This is a genomic window from Methylobacterium sp. GXS13 (assembly GCF_001455965.1).
In the GTDB taxonomy this organism is placed as follows: domain Bacteria; phylum Pseudomonadota; class Alphaproteobacteria; order Rhizobiales; family Beijerinckiaceae; genus Methylobacterium.
The window spans coordinates 1-20,842 of the sequence record NZ_LKKO01000018.1; the positions used below are offsets into that span (position 1 = coordinate 1).

Consider the following 20,842-nt stretch of genomic DNA (forward strand, 5'->3'; position numbering starts at 1 on the left):
GGTTCCGGGGCAGGGGCGGGGCGCCGCTCACCGGGCGCCTCCCGGCCTGGAGCGCGCGCCGCCGAAGCGGATGCCGCTTGGGCGCGCGCGGGCGCGATCGAGCGCGGCCCCGGGCACCATGATTTTGCCGCCGCGACCGGCGAGGATGCGCACAGCCGAAACGAAGACCGGTCCTGCGCAAGTGCGCGCGTCAGGCCAGAGGCTTAGGGCCGCCCCGGATTGCGCCGCGAGCGGTGGCAGCCCTAAGGTCGTCGACAAATGTGGCGTGGCCCTCAGACAGCCCGCCGACGGGGAGATCAGGTCCATGGCAACGATCCGTCACGCGGTGATCCTGGGCGTCCTGCTCGGGGCGGCGCCGGCCCTCGCCCAGAGCCCGGCTCCCGACGGCGCAGGGCTCGGCCGCCGGGTCACGGCCACCGGGCAGACCAAGCCGCCTAGCCCGGCGGTCACGGGTGCGCCCCGGCCTATCAACGAGGTCGCGATGATCAAGGCGCAGAAGGCCGCGGAAGCCCGCTCGAAGGCCTGGGACAGCAAGATGCGCCACACGATGGGCACGATCTGCAGCGGCTGCTGAGCCCGATACGGAAAGGGGCCGCCCCTGCGGGCAGCCCCTTTGTTTGCGTCGGTTACAGTCCCGAAGCACACCCCGATGCCGACTCGGCCTCGGGGGGCGCATCCCGACAACTCAGCGGGAGTAGAACTCGATGACGAGGTTCGGCTCCATCTGCACCGGGTAGGGCACCTCGGACAGGCTGGGGATGCGGGTGACGCGGGCGGTCATCTTGGCGTGATCGGCCTCGATGTAGTCCGGCACGTCGCGCTCCGGCAGCTGGGTCGCCACGATGACGATCTCGAGCTGGCGGGAGGATTCCTTGACCTCGATGAGGTCGCCGGCCTTCACCTGATAGCTCGGGATGTTCACCCGGATGCCGTTGACCTTGACGTGGCCGTGGTTGACGAACTGGCGCGCCGCGAACGGGGTCGCCACGAACTTCGCCCGATACACCACGGCGTCGAGGCGCCGCTCGAGCAGGCCGACCAGGTTCTCGCCGGAATCGCCGCGCAGGCGGATCGCCTCGGCGTAGTAGCGGCGGAACTGCTTCTCGGTGATGTTGCCGTAATAGCCCTTGAGCTTCTGCTTGGCGCGCAGCTGCGTGCCGAAGTCGCTCATCTTGCCCTTGCGGCGCTGGCCGTGCTGGCCGGGGCCGTATTCGCGGCGGTTGACGGGGCTCTTTGGGCGGCCCCAGATGTTCTGGCCCATGCGGCGGTCGAGCTTGTGCTTCGCCTGAATCCGCTTCGACATTGTTTCGCGTCCTCTCGTGACCGAGATTGAGGAACGCGCCCTCCTTTTCCCGGACGCTCGAGGGCCGGGACGACAGGGCGGGAGGATCCCGCCCACGGGTGCGCGTAAAAACGCGACGGGGCCCCGTGCGGAGCCCCATCGACGGCCGGGTCTTTAGGGGATGGACCCGCCCGGGTCAACCACAAGGGGTCTTTTCGGGTGGCCGAGACATTCCGGATCAGACAGGCGGAGCCGGCGGACGCGGCGGCGATCCGAGCGCTGGTGGACGCGGCCTACGCCAAGTGGATCCCGCTGATCGGCCGCCTGCCGACGCCGATGCAGGCCAATTATGCGCAGGCAGTGCTGAATCACCGCTTCGACCTGCTCCAATCCGGCGAAGGATTGGCCGCGCTGATCGAGACTCTGCGCAGAGACGACGATCTGCTGATCGTCAACATCGCGGTCCATCCGAATGATCAGGGCCGAGGCTACGGCACCGAGCTCCTGGCCCACGCCGAGTCGATCGCCGCCGAAGCCGGGCTCCCACGGCTGCGCCTCTACACGAATAAAAAATACACGGCGAACCTGCGCCTCTACGCCGCCCTCGGCTACCGGGTGGAGCGGGAGGAACTCTACGGCGGCCCGGGCCGGACGCTGGACGACGACATCACCGTGCATATGGTCAAGGATCTCGGCCCGAGCCGGCATCGAGCCTGAATGTTGGATGCTGTCATCCGCTGGCAGTGACCCGGGCGTAGACGCGCCCGATGTCCCGCTCGGAACGCCTGTTCGACCTGCTCCACGTCCTGCGGCGGCACCGGCGTCCGGTCAGCGGGCGCGTGCTGGCGGAAGAGATAGGCGTGAGCCTGCGCACCCTTTACCGGGACATCGCGAGCCTCCAGGCGATGGGCGCCCTCATCGCGGGGGGAACCCGGAGTCGGGTACGTCCTGAAGCCGGGCTTTCTGCTGCCGCCGCTGATGTTCAGCCCGGAGGAGATCGAGCCGCTGGTCCTGGGCTCCCGCTGGGTCGCCGACCGCGCCGACGACCGGCTGAGCGGCGCGGCCCGGAGCGCCCTCGCCCGGATCGGCGCGGTCCTGCCCAACGACCTGCGCGAGACCTTCGAGAGCGCGGCGCTGCTGGTCGGCCCCGGCACGCCCGCCCCACCTGAGGCGGTCGATCCCGCGCTGCTGCGCAGGGCGATCCGCACCGAGCGCAAGCTGGCGCTCCGCTATCGCGACGGGGCGGACGCGGTGTCCGAGCGGGTCGTCTGGCCGTTCGCGCTGGCGTTCTTCGACGCCGCCCGCATCCTGCTGGGCTGGTGCGAGCTGCGCCAAGGCTTCCGGCATTTCCGCACCGACCGGATCGCCGCCGCGAAGTTGCTCGACGCCCGCTATCCGAAGCGCCGGCAGACCCTGCTCAAGGACTGGCGGCAGGTCGAGGGGATCACTGATCCCGCTGCTTGATGCTGCCGGAATCTGGCAGCTGCGCCGGATATCGAGGTCGCGCCTTCACCGACAGGAGCGACCGATGACCGAGCCCAGCAACATCCTTCTCTACGTCACCGACCCGGAGGCCAGCGCACGCCTCTACGCGCGCCTGCTCGGCCGGGAGCCGGTCGAGGCGAGCCCGACCTTCGTGCTGTTCGCGCTGCCCTCGGGGCTGGCGCTGAGCCTGTGGGCACGAAGCGGTGTCGTACCCGCCTCCACCACGCCCGGCGGCGGCAGCGAGATCGGCTTCCGGGTGGACACGGCCGCCCGCGTGGATGCACTCCACGCCGACTGGCTGGCGACGGGGGCCGAGATCGTCCTGGCGCCGACGGATCTCGATTTCGGCCGGAGCTTCGTCGCGGTCGATCCCGACGGGCACCGCCTGCGGGTTTATGCGCCCGCCGAGGACCAATGAGCGCTGCCATCGGGCTCCGCCCCGATACCCCGCCAAAAGGGCCGAGCCCTTTGGAAACCCGAACCGGTCAGGTCACCACGCTCGGCTCGGCCCGGCCGGTGCGGGGCTCGATCTCCGCGAGGGCGCGGGCCGCCGCCACCACCGGGGCCAGCACCTCGGCCACGGGCAGGTCCAGCCGGGCCGGATCGGCCTCGTAGCGCTCCAGATAGACCCGGAGCGTCGCCCCGGCGGTGCCGGTGCCCGAGAGGCGGAAGACCACACGGGCATCCTCGGCGAAGGCGATGCGGATGCCCTGGCGCTCGGTGAGCGAGCCGTCGACGGGATCGCGATAGGCGAACTCGTCGGCCGTCGAGACCGTGAGGTCGCCGAGCCGCGTGCCCGGCAGCCCGGCGAGTTTTTCGCGCAGCGCGTCCATCAGGCCGTTGGCGGCGTCCGAATCCACCTCCTCGTAATCGTGGCGGGCATAGTAGTCGCGACCGTGGGTCCGCCAATGCGCCCGGACCAGGGCGTCGGCGCGCTCGCCGGTGGCGGCCAGGATGTTGAGCCAGAGCAGAACCGCCCAGAGCCCGTCCTTCTCGCGCACGTGGTTCGAGCCGGTGCCGGCACTCTCCTCGCCGCACAGGGTGATCAACCCGGCATCGAGCAGGTTGCCAAAAAACTTCCAGCCGGTGGGCGTCTCGTAGGCCTGGATGCCCAAAGCCGCCGCGACCCGGTCGGCGGCGCGGCTGGTGGGCATCGACCGGGCGATGCCGGCCAATCCGCCCGCATAGCCCGGCGCCCGGTGAGCATGGGCGGCGAGCAGGGCGAGGCTATCGCTCGGCGTCACGAACAGGCCCGGGGCCACGATCATGTTGCGGTCGCCGTCACCGTCCGAGGCGGCACCGAAATCGGGGGCGTCCGGCCCCTGCATCAGGTCGAACAGGTCGTGGCAATGGACCGGGTTCGGATCCGGGTGATGGCCGCCGAAATCCTCTTTCGGAATGGCGTTGACCACCGTGCCCTGAGGCGCGCCGAGCATCCCCTCCAGAATGGCGGTGGCGTAGGGGCCGGTCACCGCGCTCATCGCGTCGAAGCGCATGCGGAAGCCCGAGGCGAACAGGCGCGACACCGCGTCGAAATCGATCAGCGTGCGCATCAGTTCGGCGTAATCGGCCACCGGGTCGATGACCGCGACCGTCATGGCGCCGAGACGGGTCTCGCCCAAAGTGTCGAGGTCGAGATCCGGGGCCTCGACCAGGCTGTAGCGGGTGAGCGCCTTGGCCCGCTCGAAGATCGCGTCGGTGACGGTCTCGGGCGCCGGGCCGCCATTGGCAGCGTTGAACTTGATGCCGAAATCGCCGTCCGGCCCGCCCGGATTGTGGCTCGCCGACAGGACGATGCCGCCGATCGCCTTCGATTTGCGGATCACGCAGGAGGCCGCCGGGGTCGAGAGCAGGCCGCCGCGCCCGACCAGCACCCGGCCGAAGCCGTTGCCGGCGGCGAGCCGGAGGGTCTTCTGCACCACCTCGCGATTGAGGAAGCGCCCGTCGCCGCCGAGCACCAGGGTGGCGCCGGCCTTGTCGGGCAAGGTGTCGAAGATCGCCTGGACGAAGTTCTCGACGTAGTTCGGCTGCCGGAACACCGGCACCTTCTTGCGCAGCCCAGAGGTGCCCGGCTTCTGGTCGGGGAAGGGCGTGGTGTCGATGGTCGTCGGAGTCGTCATGGACGGGCGTCTCCCTGGATCTCCCGCCTCCATGCCCGCCCTGGGACCCGGCGTCACCCGTGCAGCGCACAATCGCGCCATCTTTGTCACAGCGGTTTGAACGGATCGGGCGACGAAACCGGTTCTTCGTGTGTCGGTCCGGTTCACCAGCGGTTGCGCCCGCCAGGTCGCGACGGTTGTATCGCCCGAGCTGCCAGATAAGGCGGCCGGGAGGATCCATGTCGGACGAACCATCGCAGACGCGCCCGCGCCTGGGCAGGACACAAGTGGAGACCGGATTGCCGCGGCGACAGATCTTCGGGACGCTCGCGGCGGCGGGCCTCGCCGCCACCCTCCCGCCCTCCGCCGCGACGGCCGCACCGTCGGCACGGCTGCAGACGGAGGAATTCCGCCTGCCGTGGAGCGAGCCGGGCATCGACATCTACGTGCGCAACAAGCACCCGGCCAGCACAGACCGGTTCCCGGGCGACCGGATCCTGCTGTTCGTGCACGGCGCGACCTACCCGGCCTCCACAGCCTTCGACCTGCCGCTCGGCGGGATGTCGGCGATGGACTACTTCGCCGGCCAGGGGTTCGACGTCTACCTCGTAGACCTGCCGGGCTACGGGCAGTCCGGGCGCCCGGCGCCCAGCGGCGCCGCGGCCGCCGACAACCCGCCGTTCATGCGCACGCCGGACGCGGCCAAGGTGGTGGGGCAGGTCGTCGACTTCATCCTGAAGCGGCGCAGCGTCGACAAGATCGACCTGATGGGCTGGTCCTGGGGAACCTCGACCATGGGGCTCTACACCAGCACCCACAATGACCGGGTCAACCGGCTGGTCCTGTACGCACCGCAATGGCTGGCGCGCACGCCGGCCCTGATGAGCGGCGGTCCCGGGCCGTTGGGCGCCTATCGCAGCGTCAGCCGGGACAACGCCAAGGTGCGCTGGCTCACCGGGGTGCCCGAGGACAAGCAGGCCGACCTGATCCCGCCCGGCTGGTTCGACCAATGGGCCGACGCCACCTTCGCCAGCGACCCGGTCGGCGCCCGGCAATCGCCGCCGGTGCTGCGTGCGCCGAACGGCACCGTGGCCGACAAGGACGCCTACTGGGCGGCGGGCAAGCCGCTCTACGACCCGGGCGACATCCGCGTGCCCGTGCTGCTCATCCACGCCGAGTGGGACGCGGACCTGCCGAGCTACCAGGCGCAGGAATACTTCACCCAGCTCACCCACGCCCCCTACAAGCGCTTCATCGAGCTCGGCGAGGGCACCCATACGGTGATGATGGAGAAGAACCGCATGCAGTTCCTCCACGCGGTGGCGGCCTTCCTCACGGAGGCCGACCCGCAGGCGTTGAACTGAGCGTCCTCCCGTCTCCCCGCGATCGGGGAGACGGGACCCGACCCTACTCCGCCGCCTGGCGCGCCGCGTAGCCCAGCCGCTCGTTCAGCGCGCGGATGAGCTTGACCGCGGCCTCGGCGATCACCGTGCCGGGCGGGAAGATCGCCGAGGCGCCGGCCGCCACCAGGGCGTCGTAGTCGCCGGGCGGGATCACGCCGCCGATGGCGATCATCACGTCGTCGCGGCCCTGCTCGGTGAGCGCCGCCTTCAGCTCCGGCACCAGGGTGAGGTGCCCGGCCGCCAGCGAGGAGACGCCGACGATGTGCACGTCGTTCTCCACCGCCTGCCGGGCCGCCTCGGCCGGGGTGGCGAAGAGCGGCCCGATATCCACGTCGAAGCCGAGATCGGCAAACGCCGAGGCGATGACCTTCTGGCCGCGGTCGTGCCCGTCCTGGCCCATCTTGGCGACCAGGATGCGCGGCCGGCGGCCGTCATTCTCCTCGAACGCTTCCACCAGGACCCGGACTTCCTCGACCACTGGCGACATGCCCCCCACCTCCCGCTTGTAGACGCCGGAGATCGAGCGGATCTCGGCGCGGTGCCGGCCCCAGGCCTTCTCCAGGGCCTCGGAAATCTCACCCACGGTCGCCTTGGCCCGGGCCGCGTCGACGGCCAGCGCCAGCAGGTTCTCGTTCGTGTCGGCGGCCTTGGTGAGCGCCTCAAGCCGGGCCGTGACGGCGGCCTCGTCGCGCTCGGAGCGCAGGCGCTTGAGCTTGTCGATCTGGAGGCGGCGGACATTGCCGTTGTCGACCCGCAGGAGGTCGATGGCCATGTCGTCGTCGGCCTTGAACTTGTTGATGCCCACGATCGTCTGCCGGCCGGAATCGATCCGGGCCTGGGCCCGGGCGGCGGCCTCCTCGATCCGCAGCTTGGGGATGCCGGCCTCGATCGCCTTGGCCATGCCGCCGAGTTGGTCGACCTCGCGGATATGCTCCCAGGCCCGCGCCACGATATCGGCGGTGAGCTTCTCCACGTAGTAGGAACCGCCCCACGGGTCGACGATCCGGCTGGTGCCGCTTTCCTGCTGCAGGAACAGCTGGGTGTTGCGGGCGATCCGGGCCGAGAAGTCGGTGGGGAGCGCCAGCGCCTCGTCCAGCGCGTTGGTGTGCAGAGATTGCGTGCCGCCCTGCGTCGCCGCCATCGCCTCGATATTGGTGCGGGTGACGTTGTTGAACACGTCCTGGGCGGTGAGCGACCAGCCCGAGGTCTGCGAGTGGGTGCGCAGGGCCAGGGATTTTTCCGATTTCGGATCGAACCCCTTCACGAGCTTGGCCCAGATCAGGCGCGCGGCCCGCATCTTGGCGATCTCCATGAAGAAGTTGGTCGAGATCGCCCAGAAGAAAGACAGGCGTGGGGCGAACTGGTCGATGGTCAGGCCAGCGGCGAGCCCGGCCTTGATGTACTCGACGCCGTCCGCCAGCGTGTAGGCAAGCTCCAGGTCGTTCGTCGCCCCGGCCTCCTGCATGTGGTAGCCGGAGATCGAGATCGAGTTGAACTTCGGCATGTTCTGCGACGTGTACGCGAAGATGTCCGAGATGATCCGCATCGATCCCTTGGGGGGATAGATGTAGGTGTTGCGGACCATGAACTCCTTGAGGATGTCGTTCTGGATCGTGCCGGCGAGCTTTTGCGGCGGCACGCCCTGTTCTTCCGCGGCGACGATGTAGAGGGCGAGGATCGGCAGCACGGCCCCGTTCATCGTCATCGACACGGTCATCTCGTCGAGCGGGATGCCGGAGAACAGCGTCCGCATGTCGTAGATCGAGTCGATCGCCACGCCGGCCATGCCGACATCGCCCGAGACGCGCGGGTGGTCGGAATCGTAGCCGCGGTGGGTGGCGAGATCGAAGGCCACCGAGAGGCCCTTCTGCCCGGCCGCGAGGTTGCGCCGGTAGAAGGCGTTCGAATCCTCGGCCGTGGAGAAGCCGGCATATTGCCGGATCGTCCAGGGCTGGGTGACATACATGGTCGGGTAGGGGCCGCGCAGGAACGGCGCGATGCCCGGATAGGTATCGAGGAACTCGATGCCCTCCCGGTCTTCCGGCCCGTAGCGGCCCTTCACCGGAATGCCCTCCGGGGTCATCCAGGGTTCACCGAGGGTCGGCGACGCCACCGCGAGCGGCTCGCCGACCCAAGGAATCTCGGCGAAGTTCGGAATGCGGGTGGTCATGGCGGTGACTCGTTATGGCGTTTGTCACCTCATTATAGACGCCCCCGGAAACCGGGCTACTCCCCCACAGATCTAGACGTCCGACGGCCGCGGAGGATGTAGATCACCGCGCCCGCCAGCATCAGCGCCATTCCGTACCAGGTCAGGGCGTAGACCAGGTGGCTGTTCGGGAAGGCGATCACCGTGAGCCCGCCCACCGGCAGGCCGCCGGGATTGGGCGCGGCGTCGGCGTCGACGAAATAGGGAGCGACGTCGGTGAGGCCCCGTGCCGCCGCGATGGCGGCCACATCGCGCGAGTACCAGCGCCCGTCCTTCGGGTCGTTCGACCGCAGGAACGCGCCGCCCGGCTCGGTCAGTCGCAGGAGGCCCGTCACGCGTGTCTCGCCCGCCACCTGCCCGGCCTGCCGGGTCGCAGGATCCCGGTTCGCGCTCGGCACGAAGCCGCGATTGACCAGCACCAGGCTGGCGTCGGGCCGGCGCAGGGGTGTCAGCACCCAGAAACCGGCGCCCCGCTCGGTGACGGCCTGCACCAACGTCTCGCGATCATGGAGGAAGACGCCCGAGAGCGACACGTGCCTGTAGGCGTCCTCAGAGCCGACCTGCGGCCACGCGGCGGGGCCGGGGGCTGGCACGGCCGGCGCCTGGACGCGGGCATCGACCCGGGCGATCAGATCGAGCTTCCAGGTCCGGCGCTGGACCTGCCAGGTCCCGAGACCCAGCAGGACGACGAACACGAGGCCCATGGCGACGCCGAACACGACGCGCCGCAACAACGACAGCGGGGCCGGGGAGGGGGCCGAGCCCGGCTCAGCCCCCCCTCCCGACCCCGCGGGCCTCATCGCCGGACGCGCTCTCAGCGGGCGTTGTTCATGACGTCGTGGGCATCCATCGGCATCATGTTGTGGTTGAGGTGGTACATCACCCACACCGAGCCGGCGAGCATGATCACCACCACCATGATGGTGAAGATCAGCGCCAGGAAGGTCCAGCCGCCCTCCGACTTGGTGTTCATGTGCAGGAAGTAGATGATGTGCACGACCATCTGCACGCCGCCCAGGGCCAGGATCACCAGGCTGGTGACGAGGCTGTTGTCGAGCACGTTGCCCATCACCAGCCAGAACGGGATCACCGTCAGGATCACCGACAGGGCGAAGCCGGTGATGTAGCTGCTGAAGGAGCCGTGCCCGCCCTCGCTGTGGGCGTGCGGGTCATGCGTGCCCTCACCGTGACCGGTGAGGTGGTGCGCGTCGGCGCTCATTCGAGCACTCCCATCAGGTAGACGACGGTGAAGACCCCGATCCAGATCAGATCGAGGAAGTGCCAGAACATCGACAGGCACATCAGCCGGCGCTTGTTCTCGACGATGAGGCCGTGCTTGCGCAGCTGCACCAGCAGAACGACCAGCCAGAGGATGCCGACCGAGACGTGCAGACCGTGCGTCGCCACCAGGGTGTAGAACGACGACAGGAAGGCGCTGCGCCAGGGCGGGGCGCCCTCATGGAACAGGTGGACGAATTCCCGGATCTCCAGGGCCACGAAGGCCACGCCGAACAGGCCGGTGATCGCGAGCCAGATCTGCGTCTGCTTGATCCGGTCCCGGTCCATCTCCAGCATGGCGAAGCCGTAGGTGATGGACGAGAACAGCAGCATGGCGGTGTTCACCGCGATGCCCGACAGGTCGAACAGGTCCTTGGGGGTGGGCCCGGCCGCGTAGCTGCGGCCGAGCACCCCGTAGGTCGCGAACAGGGTCGCGAAGATGAGGCAGTCGCTCATCAGGTAGAGCCAGAACCCGAGCATCGTCGAGCCCTCGGAATGATGGCCCTCCTCGTCGGTCTGGTAGAAGACCGGCGCCGCAGCGCCGGGGGGTGCAGTCTCTGCGTGCATCATCGAATCACGCCATTTCCAGTTCGCGCGACCGCTGCCCTTCCGTCCGACTGACCGTGTCGGCGGGAATGTAGAAGTCGCGGTTGTAGTTGAAGGTGTGGAGGATCGCGACGACGATGATCGCCACGAAGCTGAGCGCCGCCAGCCACCAGACGTACCAGACCATGGCCAGGCCGAAGGTGAAGTTCAGACCGGCCAGGATGGCACCGGACGCGGTGTTCTTCGGCATGTGGATCGGCTTGTAGCCGGTCATGGGCCGGGCGAAACCGCGGTTCTTCATGTCCCACCACGCGTCCGAATCGTGGACCACCGGGGTGAAGGCGAAGTTGTAGTCCGGCGGCGGCGAGGAGGTGGACCATTCCAGGGTCCGGCCGCCCCACGGGTCGCCGGTCAGGTCGCGCAGCTTCTCCCGGTTGCGGATGGAGACCACGAACATCACGATCTGCGAGGCGATACCCAAGGCGATGAGCCCCGCGCCGCAGGCCGCGATGACGAACCAGATCTGCAGCGACGGGTCGTCGAAGTGCTGCATGCGCCGGGTCACGCCCATTAGGCCGAGCACGTAGAGCGGCATGAAGGCGACGTAGAACCCGCTCACCCAGAACACGAGGGCCATCTTCCCCCAGAACTCATCGAGCTTGAACCCGAAGGCCTTGGGGAACCAGAAGGTCACGCCGGCAAACATGCCGAACAGCACGCCGCCGATGATCACGTTGTGGAAGTGCGCGATCAGGAACAGCGAGTTGTGGAGCACGAAGTCGGCCGGGGGCACCGCCAGCAGGACGCCGGTCATGCCGCCGATCACGAAGGTGACGATGAACGCCACCACCCACATCATCGGCACCTCGAACCGGATCCGGCCGCGGTACATCGTGAACATCCAGTTGAAGATCTTCGCGCCCGTCGGGATCGAGATGATCATCGTCGTGATCCCGAAGAACGAGTTCACGTCGGCGCCCGAGCCCATGGTGAAGAAGTGGTGCAACCACACCAAGTAGGCGAGGATGGTGATCACCACCAGCGCGTAGACCATCGAGGTGTAGCCGAACAACCGCTTGCCGCAGAAGGTCGAGGTGATCTCGGAGAACACCCCGAAGGCCGGCAGGATCAGGATGTAGACCTCCGGGTGACCCCAGATCCAGATCAGGTTGAAGTACAGCATGGCGTTGCCGCCAAGGTCGTTGGTGAAGAAGTGCGTGCCGACGTAACGGTCCAGCGACAGCATCGCGAGAACGGCCGTCAGGATCGGGAAGGCGGCCACGATCAGGATGTTGGTGCACAGCGACGACCAGACGAAGATCGGCAGCTTCATCATGGTCATGCCCGGCGCGCGCATCTTCACGATGGTCGCGATCAGGTTGATGCCCGACAGCAGCGTCCCGATGCCGGCGATCTGCAGCGCCCAGATGTAGTAGTCGACGCCGACGCCGGGGCTCATCGCGGCCCCGGAGAGCGGCGGGTAGGCGAGCCAGGTGGCGCGGGAGAACTCGCCGACGAAGAGCGAGACCATCACCAGGATGCCGCCGGACACCGTCATCCAGAAGCTGAAGTTGTTCAGGAACGGGAACGCCACGTCGCGGGCGCCGATCTGCAGCGGCACCGCGAAGTTCATGAGCCCCGTGACGAACGGCATCGCCACGAAGAAGATCATGATCATGCCGTGGGCGGTGAAGATCTGGTCGTAGTGGTGCGGCGGCAGGAAGCCCTGCTCCGAACCGAACGCCACCGCCTGTTGCGAGCGCATCAGCAAGGCGTCGGCGAAGCCACGCAGCAGCATGATCAGCGCGAAGATGCAGTACATGATACCGATCTTCTTGTGGTCGATGGACGTGACCCAGTCACGCCACAGCGGCCCCCAGAAGCGGAAATACGTGATCACGCCGAGGACGGCGAGGCCGACCACGGCCACGCCGGCGAAGGTCGCCTGCAGGATCGGCTCGTGATACGGGATCTGCTCGATCGTAAATCGACCGAAGATCAACTGTTGTAGGTCCAAGTTTGCGAACATGGGATCGGCCCGTTCAATGGGTTCGACGGCGACCGCCGGGTTTTGGGTGTGGGGCCCGCGTTCACGCGAGCGTTCTTACTGGTTGAGCTGCTTGGGCGCGATCTGCCCGCCCTCTTTCTGGCCCTGGCTGTCAGGCGCCTTGATCTCGGGCGCTTTCTCCTGCCCGGGCAGCGCGGTTTCGCCCTGCCCGCGCGAGTCCGGATTGCCCATATCGGGCCTGGGCTTCATGCCCTGCGGCTGCGTCTGCCCGTGCGGACCGGTCCCGGATGCCGGCCCGGTCGCGCCGGGGGCTTCGTTGCCGCGATCGGCCATGCGGTTGTCATACTGGAGCCGGTCGTAATTCGCCTCGGCCTCCTCTCCTGAAGCACCGCCCCGGGCGTCGATCTTCACCATCTCGCCGACGCACATCTGCTCCGGCCGCGGGCACATGCCGATGATCCGATCGAACAGGCCCTTCGCGTAGGACTTGTAGAACCGCGCCGGCTCGGACTCGCTCGGCTTTTCCAACTCCAGATAGGCGTCCTGGGTCAGCTCGCCGCCCTGCGCCTTGGTCTTGGCGACCCACTGGTCGAAGGCCTCGTTGGTCACGCCGTTGAACTTGAAGAACATGTTCGAGAAGCCGGCGCCGCTGTAATGCGCCGAGCGGCCCTCATAAGCGCCCTCGCGGTTGATCACCGCATGGAGCTGGGTCTGCATGCCCGGCATCGCGTAGACCATGCCGGCCAAAGTCGGGATGTAGAACGTGTTCATCACGTCGGTGGCGGTGATCTTGAACTGGATCGGCCGGTCCACCGGGGCGGCGAGCTCGTTGACCGAGGCGATCCCGTATTGCGGGTAGAGGAACAGCCACTTCCAATCCATGGCGACCACCTCGACCTGGAGCGGCTCGACGCCGGCCGGGACGTCGCGCTTCGCGTCGATCTTGCTGAGCGGCCGGAACGGATCGAGGGTGTGGGTCCCGATCCAGGTCAGCGCGCCCAGCGCGATGATGATCATGAGCGGCGCCGTCCAGATCAGCACCTCGAGCTGGGTCGAGTGGTGCCATTCGGGATCGTAGACCGCGTCCTCGTTGGTGGCGCGGTAGCGCCAGGCGAAGAACAGGGTGAAGAAGATCACCGGGATGATGATCAGGAGCATCAGCCCAGTGGCAGCGAGCACCAGGTTGCGCTGCTGCTCGGCGACGTAGCCGGCCGGGCTCATGACCACGAGGTTGCAGCCGCCCAGCAGCGCCAGGACCGGCGGCAGGGCGAGAAGCGGCACGAGCCGCCGCGCGAGGCCGGCCCGGCGTGGGGCGGGCGCGATCCTGTCCGGAAGAGGGGTCGAAGAGGTCACAGCACTCGTCTCTTTATCCCAAGCCGCAGACGCGGCGTCCCTGCCGTGCCGCGCAAGACGCGGCAGTCCCGGCAGATTCTGGAGGGTGACCGCGCAGCCTTCGCCGCGCGGCGGCCGACTACATCTGGCGCATTTCCGACCGGTCGAGGAACAAGGCCGCAAGGGTGCAGGCCGCGCCCGACAGGAGATAGACACCGACCATAGCCAGGCCGTAGCGCTGCGACAGGAACAGAGCCACCAGCGGCGCGAAGCCGGCACCGACCAGCCAGGCGAAGTCGGAGGTCAGCGCGGCGCCGGTGTAGCGATAGTGGTTGCCGAGCCGGGCCGTCACCGCACCGGCGGTCTGGCCGTAGGCGAGGCCGAGCAGCATGAAGCCGATCGTGACGTAGATCGTCTGGCCGATCGCGCTCTCGCCGAACAGGAGCGGTGCGATGATGCTGCCGAGCGCGAAGAAGGCGATCAGCGAGGCACTCATGATCAGGCAGTTGCGGCGTCCGATCTGGTCGGCGATCAAGCCGGAGGCCGCGATGGCGCCGGCGCAGACGATGGCCCCCGAGAACTGGACGATCAGGAACTCGCCGGGCGAGCGATGGGTGTTGTTGAGCGCCAGCCAGGCGATCGGAAAGATCGTCACCAGATGGAACAGCGCGAAGGCGGCGAGCGGCACGAAGGCGCCACGGATCACGTCGCCCGCATGGTGCCGGAACAGCTCCAGCGCCGGGACCGGCCGCAGCCGGTCGAGGTCCATCATCCGGGCGAACTCCTCGGTGGCGACCAGACGCAGCCGGGCGAACAGGGCGACCACGTTGATGGTGAAGGCGCAGTAGAACGGGAAGCGCCAGCCCCAATCGATGAAGTCGGCCTCGTCGAGGTTGACCAGGAAGAACGCGAACAGGGCGCTCGCCACCATGAAGCCCAGGGGCGCGCCGAGCTGCGGGATCATCGCGTACCAGCCGCGGCGCTCCCGGGGGGCGTTCATGGCGAGCAGGGAGGCGAGCCCGTCCCAGGCGCCGCCGAGCGCCAGCCCCTGCAGCACCCGTAGCACCGCCAGGATGTAGACCGACGAAATCCCGATGCTGTCGTAGCGCGGCAGGAAGCTCACCGCCGCGGTCGCGGCACCGAGCAGGAACAGGGCGATGGTGAGCTTGACGCTGCGTCCGTGCCGGCGGTCGATCGCCATGAAGATCACCGAGCCGATCGGCCGGGCGATGAACGCCAGCGCGAAGATCGAGAACGCGTACAGTGTCCCGGTCAGCGGATCGACGAACGGAAAGAACACCTTCGGGAAGACCAGCACGCAAGCGATGCCGAACACGAAGAAGTCGAAGTATTCGGACGCGCGGCCGATGACCACGCCGATGGCGATCTCGTTCGGGTGGACCTTGTGGTCTCCCATCGCCTGCTGAGCATCGCGCTCTAAAGTCGTGGCCGAGGCCATTGGGGTGTTCGCACTCATGGTTGACTGCCGCCCTCGCCGCGCGCCCGTTCGGGCACCATGGCCGGAACCGCCTCATGCGGCATGTCCAGAGGTATCGCAACCGGCTTCCGACGCAAGTTCACCCACTGACGCATGCATGCCACCCCGGGGGGAGCGGCGCGCCGACAGGGATGAAATCCGGCCCGCGTGGCTGGTCCGGTGCGCCGTCCTAGACCCGGTAATGCGCCGAGTTCCGTGACAGGTTGATGTTGTAGTAGGGGTCGGCCCGCAGTTCCGGTCCCCAGCGATCGAGCATGGTGAGCACCTCGCCCTCGAAGCGCTTGCGCTTCTCCGGCGTGTCCTCGGCCCCGCGGCTCTTGGACTCGTGGTGAATCAATTTCGCGAATGGCGTCCAGACGATGCGATAGCCGGCCCGGCGGATCTTCAGGCAGAGATCCACGTCGTTGAACGCGACCTTCAGAGCCTCGGCGTCGAAACCGCCGACCGCCTCGAACACGTCGGCACGCATGGCGAGGCAGGCCCCCGTGACCGCGGAGACCTCATGGGCGATGACCATGCGGCAGAAATACCCAGGATCCGCGTCCGGCACGCCGAGATGGCTGTGCCCGGCGACGCCGCCGATTCCCAGCACGATGCCGCCGTGCTGGATCGTCCGGTCCGGGTAGAGCAATTTCGCCCCGACGGCGCCGATCTCCGGCCGCACCGCATGCCGGACCAGTTCCCCGAGCCAACCGGGCTCCAGCACCTCGACGTCGTTGTTGAGGAACAGCAGAACCGGGCCGGCAGCAGCGGCCGCACCGCGATTCGACAGGTCCGAGAAATTGAAGGTCCCGGGGACGGGCACGACGTGCACCCGCGGATCGTCCCGATACCGGGCGAACAGCGCCGCGGTCTCGGGCTCGCGGCTGTCGTTGTCGACGATCACCACCTCGATGTCGGGATAGTCGGTGCTGGTCAGCAATCCGTCGAGGGTGACCGACAGGATCTCGGCGCGGTCCCGGGTCGGGATGATCGCCGAGACCCGGGGGGCCGGCTGCGGAAGCGGCCGAACCAGGCGGTTGAAGCCCGAGGGTCCGCGCTCGGCCCGACCATCCCAGGGGGCCACGACCTCGTCGAGGGCGCGCAGGCGCGCCGCTTCGGCCTTAGCCAGGGACCGGTCCGAGAAGGTCCCGGAGCCCTGCGCGGCACGCCAGTGATAGAGCACCCGGGGGATGTGGCGGATGCGGGACGGGTCGAGCCCGTCGGTCAGGCGCAGCAGCAGGTCGTGGTCCTGGCTGCCCTCGAAGCCCGGGCGCAGGCCGCCGACGGCGCGCAGGGCCTCGGTCCGCACCACGGTGAGGTGGTTGATGTAGTTTTGCGCGTAGAGCAATTCGCGATCGAAACCCGGCTTGAAATGCGGGTCGAACCGCCGGCCGCGCCCGTCGATCTTGTCCTCATCGCTGTAGATCAGCACCAGCGCCGGATCGAGGCGGAGCGCCCGGGCGACCTCGTAGAGGGCATCCTCGGTGAGCACGTCGTCGTGGTCCATGAAGGCGCAGACGTCGCCGCGGGCGAGGCCCAGCGCGTCGTTGGTGGCCCGGGCGATGTGGCCGTTCTCGGACCGGGCATGCAGGCGGATGCGCGGGTCGGCCTCGGCGGCGCGCTGGAGGATCTTCGGGATCGCGGGCCGGGTCGAAGCGTCGTCGACGACGCACAGCTCCCAATGCGGGTAGAGCTGCGCCCGCAGGGAGGCGAGGGCGGCCTGGAGGACCTTCGGATCCGGGTCGTGCACCGGCATCAGGACCGAGATCAGAGGCGGGTTGGCCCAGGCGGCGATCTCGGCGGCGATCCCGGCCCGCGCGGCCCGGCGGTAGTCGTGGGTGCGGATCCAGGCCTCGTATCCGGTGACCCGGCGATGGGCCAGCGCCCGGCCAAGGAGGCCCCGCGCCCGCACCTTCTTGCCGAGGATCCTCCAGTATAGCGCCTGCAGGGCGAGCGCAGGCTCGCGGGGCAGGGCGCGCGGCACGAGGAACGGCCGGGAGAGGCGGCGCACGGTGACCCGTCGCAGTCGAGCCGGGATCCGTCCGGCGGGATCGGCCACCCGCAGCGCCATGACGTCCTCGGGGAGGCGGCCGATCCACGTGAAGGCGCCGCCGCCTGAGGCTTCCTGGGGCAGCAGCGGTCCTAGACGGCCCTCCGGGCCGACGAAGGCCATACTCGGAACCGTGTCCAGCCCTTCCGTCGGGTCGTTGGACAGGGTGATCTCGAGCCAGCGGCCCGCAAGCCCCGGAAGCTCGATCCGCATGCCGTCCGCCGCCGCCCGCACCGGCAGGGGGCGGCGCTTGCGCCCGGCGCCGGTCAGGTGCGCCGGCGGAAGGCGCGGCACGTGCGCCCCGGTCTCGCTCGACCGCACGATCAGCTCCAGCTCTTGTCGATCGAGTCCTTCACCGCATCCGACATGGCAACGTCGAACACCAGCATCTCCTCCACCGCCTTGACCGTCCGCAGGCGCTCGGCCAGCGCCTGGGTCTCAACCGGGACCGGCGGCGGCACCGGCACGGGGGCGTGGATGCCCAGGTGGTCGAACAAGGTCGACGCGAAGGCGTGGTACCGGGTCTTGTGGCCGACGATGCCGACCCGGGCGAGGATCTCGATGGCGGCAATGGAATTGCCCGGATGCAGGCGATCCTCCGGCATGCGGGTGCCGAGCTGACGGGTCAGCGGGTTGTAGAGCAGCCGGTAGGCCGGCTCCGGCAGCATGCGGAAATAGCGCTTGAGGCTCTTCACGTCGGTGAAGTCGTAGTCGCCCGAGAAGGATGCAGCCTCGGCGAGCGGCCCCAGGCGCCAACCCCGCATGGGGTCGAGGGCGTCGCCGGCCCGGGCCTTCAGCCAGAGCATGCGGGTCGCCAGCTCGATGTAGGGGTCCTGCACCAGGATCGCGGTGATCATCAGGTCCGGCGTCATGAAGTTCTCATAGCGCGGGATCGTCACCGCCCCCGACAGGAAGGCCGAGGGGGCGGCCGGCCCGGTCAGGACGCAGGTCAGGATCTCGTCCGGCAGCTTGTGGATGCCGAAATAGCAGTGCTGGAAATGCGGGAAGAGCGCCGCCTGGAGGGCGGTCTCGGGCTCGATCCCGGTGTTGATCAGCATGGTCCGCAGCCGCACCAGCCCGTCCGGGGGCATGCGGCGATAGACCAGAACGTTGGTGTCGGCGTCATAGAGTTCGAGCCGCGGGATATCGGGCAGGCCCGGCACCTCGGCCGATGTCACCACGAAGGTGCATTGCCCGGTGGCGTGCCAGCCGTTGCGCTTGAACGCCTCGTCGATGACGCTGGCCGGGATCTCAGCCACGCGCTGGCCGCCGACGGAGACCATCACCCGGCTGATGGCGAGGGGATTGTCCGGGACGATCCAGCCGCGGATCGAGTCGCCGTGATCGTGATCGATGAAGTAGCGCATGTCCCGAAGCTTGAGGCGGCGGAATGCCGGAACCGCCTCGGCGGCCCGGCCGAATACCGGCCGGCAGGCCCATAGCGCATTTTCTTCCCCGCGTGCACCATCGCGGTTTCCGGCCCGCGACGGCCAACCTTCCGCTTGCGCCCCCGCCAAGCACCGGCTATAGGCCCGGCCCACCGGTGCTGACACGGCACCGGCCCGGGTGCGTATCTCAGCGGGCGGGCACTACCTTGACAGGGTAGAGGTTCCTCCCGATAAGTCGCTGATCCGGTAAAGCTATTTCGGCGGCTTCAGGTTTACTGAACCTGAGCAGTTCGAAACGGAGACGTAGCACAGCGGTAGTGCATTCCCTTGACATGGGAAAGGTCACAGGTTCGATCCCTGTCGTCTCCACCATTCTCGATGACCGAGCCGGCCCGCTGCCGGCCGATGGCGCCCCTCGGAGCCGCCTTACCCCCCTGAAGATCACGACCTGATCCAGATCGAGCACCGCCGCGAGGTCACGCCGGTGGAGGGATGGCCGAGAGCTGCGATCGGGTCGTTGAGGCCGTCGAGGCGCTTCGTGCCAGCGGCCATAGGGTCGAGCCCGATGCCGAATTCGAGCACTGGCAGGTCGACGGCAACTTGATCACGAGCGGTAAACTCATGGCGCCGGCCCTTCGCCTGGGATTGATGGACGGTCCCGTTCGCCTGCAGTAGCTCGGCCGAATTGGACTGCGATCTCGCCGGCGTACCGGCCACGCAACGCTACGGCTGCCTCGCCAGGCCAGGAGGGCCTCGACCGCCGGCCTACTGGTTGCGACAGACGCCCGCCGGTGCCTCGGCCCGCCCCGGCGTCACACACCGGGATGATACGGCTGCCCGGCCGGTGCGGGTATGGGCCGCTGCTCTATTCAGCTGTCCCCTGGGAACGCCGGCGGCGCTTCAAGCCTTGCCGCAGGATTTTCTGCAACCGCAACAGGCGTGAATGCGCATGACCCGCCGTTCGATCTTCGCCCTCCTGCTCGTCGGGTGCCTATCGTCGCCCAGCCACGCTGCGGAGACTCAGGCCGGTCCCGACGCGCTCCAGCCGATGCTTCAGTCGGAGAGCTTGGTCTTCAACGGCGTCACGAAGGCGAAGGATGGCCGCTTGTTCTCGCCATTCCAGCGCCAGACGAAGGGCAAGGGCATCGAGCTCGGCGAGTGGCGCGACGGCAAGCCCGTCGCGTTCCCGGACGAGGCGTGGAACGCGTGGAAGCAGGGCGACGACCCGGCCAAGGCCTTCGTGGCCGTCAACGCCATCCGCATCGGCCCTGACGGCGACCTGTGGGTGGTCGACAAGGGGGCACCCGGCATGGGCGAGGCGCCCCTCGCAGGCGGCCCCAAACTCGTGCAGATCGACCTCGCGACCAACGCTGTGCGCCGGGTCTACCCGCTGCAGGCGGCGACCACCGATCGGAGCTTCATCGACGATTTCCGGTTCAATGGCCGCAACGTCTACCTGACGGATGCCGGTCAGCCCGGGCTGATCGTGCTCGATCTCGACACGGGAGCCTTGCGGCGCGCGCTCGACGGGCACTGGTCGACCATCGCGCAGCGTCCGCTCACCGGCCAGGGCCGCACCTTGCGGGACGACAAGGGCAAGCTCCTGTTCATCCACGCCGATCAGCTCGAAGTCTCCCCCGACGGCAAGACGTTCTACTACCAGGCCTGCACAGGTCCCCTCTACAGCATCGAGACACGTTATCTGGACGATGCCGGCCTGAGCGATGCCGAGCGGGCGAAGCACGTGAAGCTGTTCGCCGCCACGGTCGCGACGGGTGGGACGGCGATCGACGCGGACGGCACGATCTACGCGAGCGACACGGACGGGTTGCGTATCCTCAAGATCGCCCCGGACGGGAGCATGAGCACGCTTGTAGAGGATCCGCGCTTGGTCTGGGTCGACGCGATGTGGATCGACGAGCAGGGCGGCCTGTGGATCCCGGCAGCGCAGATGAACCGCACGCCGGCGATGAACGGCGGCGAGGCATCGGCGGTGAAATTCCCCACGACGATCTATCGGCTGCAGATTGGCGCGAAGCCGCTGCGCAACTGATCGAAGGGCTTACCATCGCGCTCAGGCGTGAGCGCGGCGACCTCTTCCGATCACAGCGGCGACGGTGATCGCGATGGAGCCCCGCGCTGGGGCAGGCGGGGCCGCCTCATCGTGGTGACCACTACGGCAAGCCTCGACATCCTGCAGGCCGGGCGCGTGACGATGCTTGGGAGGGTCGTCGGAGGGCGCGATGGACGCCGACGGTGCTCCCCACCCGGCCCGCGCCCTG

Annotated in this window: 17 protein-coding genes, 1 tRNA gene and 1 pseudogene; 7 read left to right on the plus strand and 12 right to left on the minus strand. The window is 68.3% G+C overall.

Annotated elements, in window-relative coordinates; genetic code table 11:
* The first annotated feature begins 304 nt into the window (after positions 1-304).
* Positions 305-574: a hypothetical protein gene (locus tag AO398_RS05115; protein WP_058190955.1), complete on the plus strand. Its 270-nt coding sequence runs from the start codon at positions 305-307 to the stop codon at positions 572-574.
* Positions 575-685: 111 nt separating this feature from the next.
* Here the strand turns inward: AO398_RS05115 and rpsD are convergent, their stop codons facing one another.
* Positions 686-1,303: a 30S ribosomal protein S4 gene (gene rpsD, locus AO398_RS05120; RefSeq protein WP_058190956.1), complete on the minus strand. Its 618-nt coding sequence runs from the start codon at positions 1,301-1,303 to the stop codon at positions 686-688.
* A gap of 198 nt (positions 1,304-1,501) precedes the next feature.
* Between rpsD and AO398_RS05125 the strand changes: the two genes are divergently transcribed.
* The 3 genes and pseudogenes from AO398_RS05125 to AO398_RS05135 all read left to right on the plus strand — a co-directional run bounded on the left by AO398_RS05125 (position 1,502) and on the right by AO398_RS05135 (position 3,185).
* Positions 1,502-1,999, plus strand: coding sequence for a GNAT family N-acetyltransferase (locus AO398_RS05125; RefSeq protein ID WP_058190957.1), 498 nt, complete (start codon positions 1,502-1,504; stop codon positions 1,997-1,999).
* Between the two features lie 50 nt (positions 2,000-2,049).
* Positions 2,050-2,746, plus strand: a pseudogene (locus AO398_RS05130) (YafY family protein).
* 64 nt (positions 2,747-2,810) lie between these two features.
* Positions 2,811-3,185: a VOC family protein gene (locus tag AO398_RS05135; RefSeq protein WP_058190958.1), complete on the plus strand. Its 375-nt coding sequence runs from the start codon at positions 2,811-2,813 to the stop codon at positions 3,183-3,185.
* Between the two features lie 67 nt (positions 3,186-3,252).
* On the opposite strand, the gene AO398_RS05140 is transcribed toward AO398_RS05135, so the two are convergent.
* Positions 3,253-4,887 carry an alpha-D-glucose phosphate-specific phosphoglucomutase gene (locus AO398_RS05140; RefSeq protein WP_058190959.1) on the minus strand — a complete coding sequence of 545 codons (1,635 nt, stop codon included), beginning with the start codon at positions 4,885-4,887 and terminating at the stop codon, positions 3,253-3,255.
* Positions 4,888-5,105: 218 nt separating this feature from the next.
* On the opposite strand from AO398_RS05140, the gene AO398_RS05145 reads away from it, so the two are divergent.
* Positions 5,106-6,230, plus strand: a complete 1,125-nt coding sequence (locus tag AO398_RS05145) for an alpha/beta hydrolase (protein ID WP_058190960.1) — start codon at positions 5,106-5,108, stop codon at positions 6,228-6,230.
* A 43-nt stretch (positions 6,231-6,273) separates the two neighbouring features.
* Here AO398_RS05145 and scpA read toward each other — a convergent pair whose 3' ends face one another.
* The 9 genes from scpA to AO398_RS05190 all read right to left on the minus strand — a co-directional run bounded on the left by scpA (position 6,274) and on the right by AO398_RS05190 (position 18,539).
* Positions 6,274-8,439, minus strand: a complete 2,166-nt coding sequence (gene scpA, locus AO398_RS05150; RefSeq protein ID WP_058190961.1) for a methylmalonyl-CoA mutase — start codon at positions 8,437-8,439, stop codon at positions 6,274-6,276.
* A 56-nt stretch (positions 8,440-8,495) separates the two neighbouring features.
* On the minus strand, positions 8,496-9,278 hold the full coding sequence (locus tag AO398_RS05155; protein ID WP_058190962.1) for an SURF1 family protein: 783 nt from the start codon (positions 9,276-9,278) through the stop codon (positions 8,496-8,498).
* Between the two features lie 14 nt (positions 9,279-9,292).
* Positions 9,293-9,697, minus strand: coding sequence for a cytochrome o ubiquinol oxidase subunit IV (gene cyoD / locus AO398_RS05160; RefSeq protein WP_058190963.1), 405 nt, complete (start codon positions 9,695-9,697; stop codon positions 9,293-9,295).
* Positions 9,694-10,326: a cytochrome o ubiquinol oxidase subunit III gene (gene cyoC, locus AO398_RS05165; RefSeq protein ID WP_058190964.1), complete on the minus strand. Its 633-nt coding sequence runs from the start codon at positions 10,324-10,326 to the stop codon at positions 9,694-9,696. The genes cyoD and cyoC overlap by 4 nt, the downstream gene beginning before the upstream one ends.
* A gap of 4 nt (positions 10,327-10,330) precedes the next feature.
* Positions 10,331-12,331 (minus strand): cytochrome o ubiquinol oxidase subunit I, encoded by a 2,001-nt coding sequence (gene cyoB, locus AO398_RS05170; RefSeq protein WP_058190965.1) that lies wholly within the window; start codon positions 12,329-12,331, stop codon positions 10,331-10,333.
* A 75-nt stretch (positions 12,332-12,406) separates the two neighbouring features.
* Entirely contained in the window at positions 12,407-13,663 is a 1,257-nt protein-coding gene (gene cyoA, locus AO398_RS05175) for a ubiquinol oxidase subunit II (protein ID WP_058190966.1), read from the minus strand.
* 118 nt (positions 13,664-13,781) lie between these two features.
* Positions 13,782-15,119 carry an MFS transporter gene (locus tag AO398_RS05180; RefSeq protein WP_058190967.1) on the minus strand — a complete coding sequence of 446 codons (1,338 nt, stop codon included), beginning with the start codon at positions 15,117-15,119 and terminating at the stop codon, positions 13,782-13,784.
* 190 nt (positions 15,120-15,309) lie between these two features.
* On the minus strand, positions 15,310-17,496 hold the full coding sequence (locus tag AO398_RS05185) for a glycosyltransferase family 2 protein (protein ID WP_058190968.1): 2,187 nt from the start codon (positions 17,494-17,496) through the stop codon (positions 15,310-15,312).
* Entirely contained in the window at positions 17,496-18,539 is a 1,044-nt protein-coding gene (locus tag AO398_RS05190; protein WP_058190969.1) for a hypothetical protein, read from the minus strand. Before AO398_RS05190 ends, AO398_RS05185 begins: the two co-directional genes overlap by 1 nt.
* Positions 18,540-18,857: 318 nt before the next feature.
* On the opposite strand from AO398_RS05190, the gene AO398_RS05195 reads away from it, so the two are divergent.
* Positions 18,858-18,932 (plus strand) — tRNA-Val (locus AO398_RS05195).
* 69 nt (positions 18,933-19,001) lie between these two features.
* On the opposite strand, the gene AO398_RS28750 is transcribed toward AO398_RS05195, so the two are convergent.
* Complete coding sequence (locus AO398_RS28750; RefSeq protein WP_160329307.1) at positions 19,002-19,277, minus strand: hypothetical protein; 276 nt, start codon at positions 19,275-19,277, stop codon at positions 19,002-19,004.
* A 232-nt stretch (positions 19,278-19,509) separates the two neighbouring features.
* On the opposite strand from AO398_RS28750, the gene AO398_RS05205 reads away from it, so the two are divergent.
* A complete protein-coding gene (locus AO398_RS05205) occupies positions 19,510-20,613 on the plus strand; it encodes an L-dopachrome tautomerase-related protein (protein WP_058190971.1) in 1,104 nt (367 codons plus the stop codon).
* Positions 20,614-20,842 lie beyond the last annotated feature (229 nt).

What these genes read in the sequence shown, in the direction of transcription:
- AO398_RS05115 (WP_058190955.1), top strand. Translation starts at nt 305, where the DNA reads ATGGCAACGATCCGTCACGCGGTGATCCTGGGCGTCCTGCTCGGGGCG.
- rpsD (WP_058190956.1), bottom strand. Translation starts at nt 1,303, where the DNA reads ATGTCGAAGCGGATTCAGGCGAAGCACAAGCTCGACCGCCGCATGGGC.
- AO398_RS05135 (WP_058190958.1), top strand. Translation starts at nt 2,811, where the DNA reads ATGACCGAGCCCAGCAACATCCTTCTCTACGTCACCGACCCGGAGGCC.
- AO398_RS05140 (WP_058190959.1), bottom strand. Translation starts at nt 4,887, where the DNA reads ATGACGACTCCGACGACCATCGACACCACGCCCTTCCCCGACCAGAAG.
- AO398_RS05145 (WP_058190960.1), top strand. Translation starts at nt 5,106, where the DNA reads ATGTCGGACGAACCATCGCAGACGCGCCCGCGCCTGGGCAGGACACAA.
- scpA (WP_058190961.1), bottom strand. Translation starts at nt 8,439, where the DNA reads ATGACCACCCGCATTCCGAACTTCGCCGAGATTCCTTGGGTCGGCGAG.
- AO398_RS05155 (WP_058190962.1), bottom strand. Translation starts at nt 9,278, where the DNA reads ATGAGGCCCGCGGGGTCGGGAGGGGGGGCTGAGCCGGGCTCGGCCCCC.
- cyoD (WP_058190963.1), bottom strand. Translation starts at nt 9,697, where the DNA reads ATGAGCGCCGACGCGCACCACCTCACCGGTCACGGTGAGGGCACGCAT.
- cyoC (WP_058190964.1), bottom strand. Translation starts at nt 10,326, where the DNA reads ATGATGCACGCAGAGACTGCACCCCCCGGCGCTGCGGCGCCGGTCTTC.
- cyoB (WP_058190965.1), bottom strand. Translation starts at nt 12,331, where the DNA reads ATGTTCGCAAACTTGGACCTACAACAGTTGATCTTCGGTCGATTTACG.
- AO398_RS05180 (WP_058190967.1), bottom strand. Translation starts at nt 15,119, where the DNA reads ATGAGTGCGAACACCCCAATGGCCTCGGCCACGACTTTAGAGCGCGAT.
- AO398_RS05190 (WP_058190969.1), bottom strand. Translation starts at nt 18,539, where the DNA reads ATGCGCTACTTCATCGATCACGATCACGGCGACTCGATCCGCGGCTGG.
- AO398_RS05205 (WP_058190971.1), top strand. Translation starts at nt 19,510, where the DNA reads ATGACCCGCCGTTCGATCTTCGCCCTCCTGCTCGTCGGGTGCCTATCG.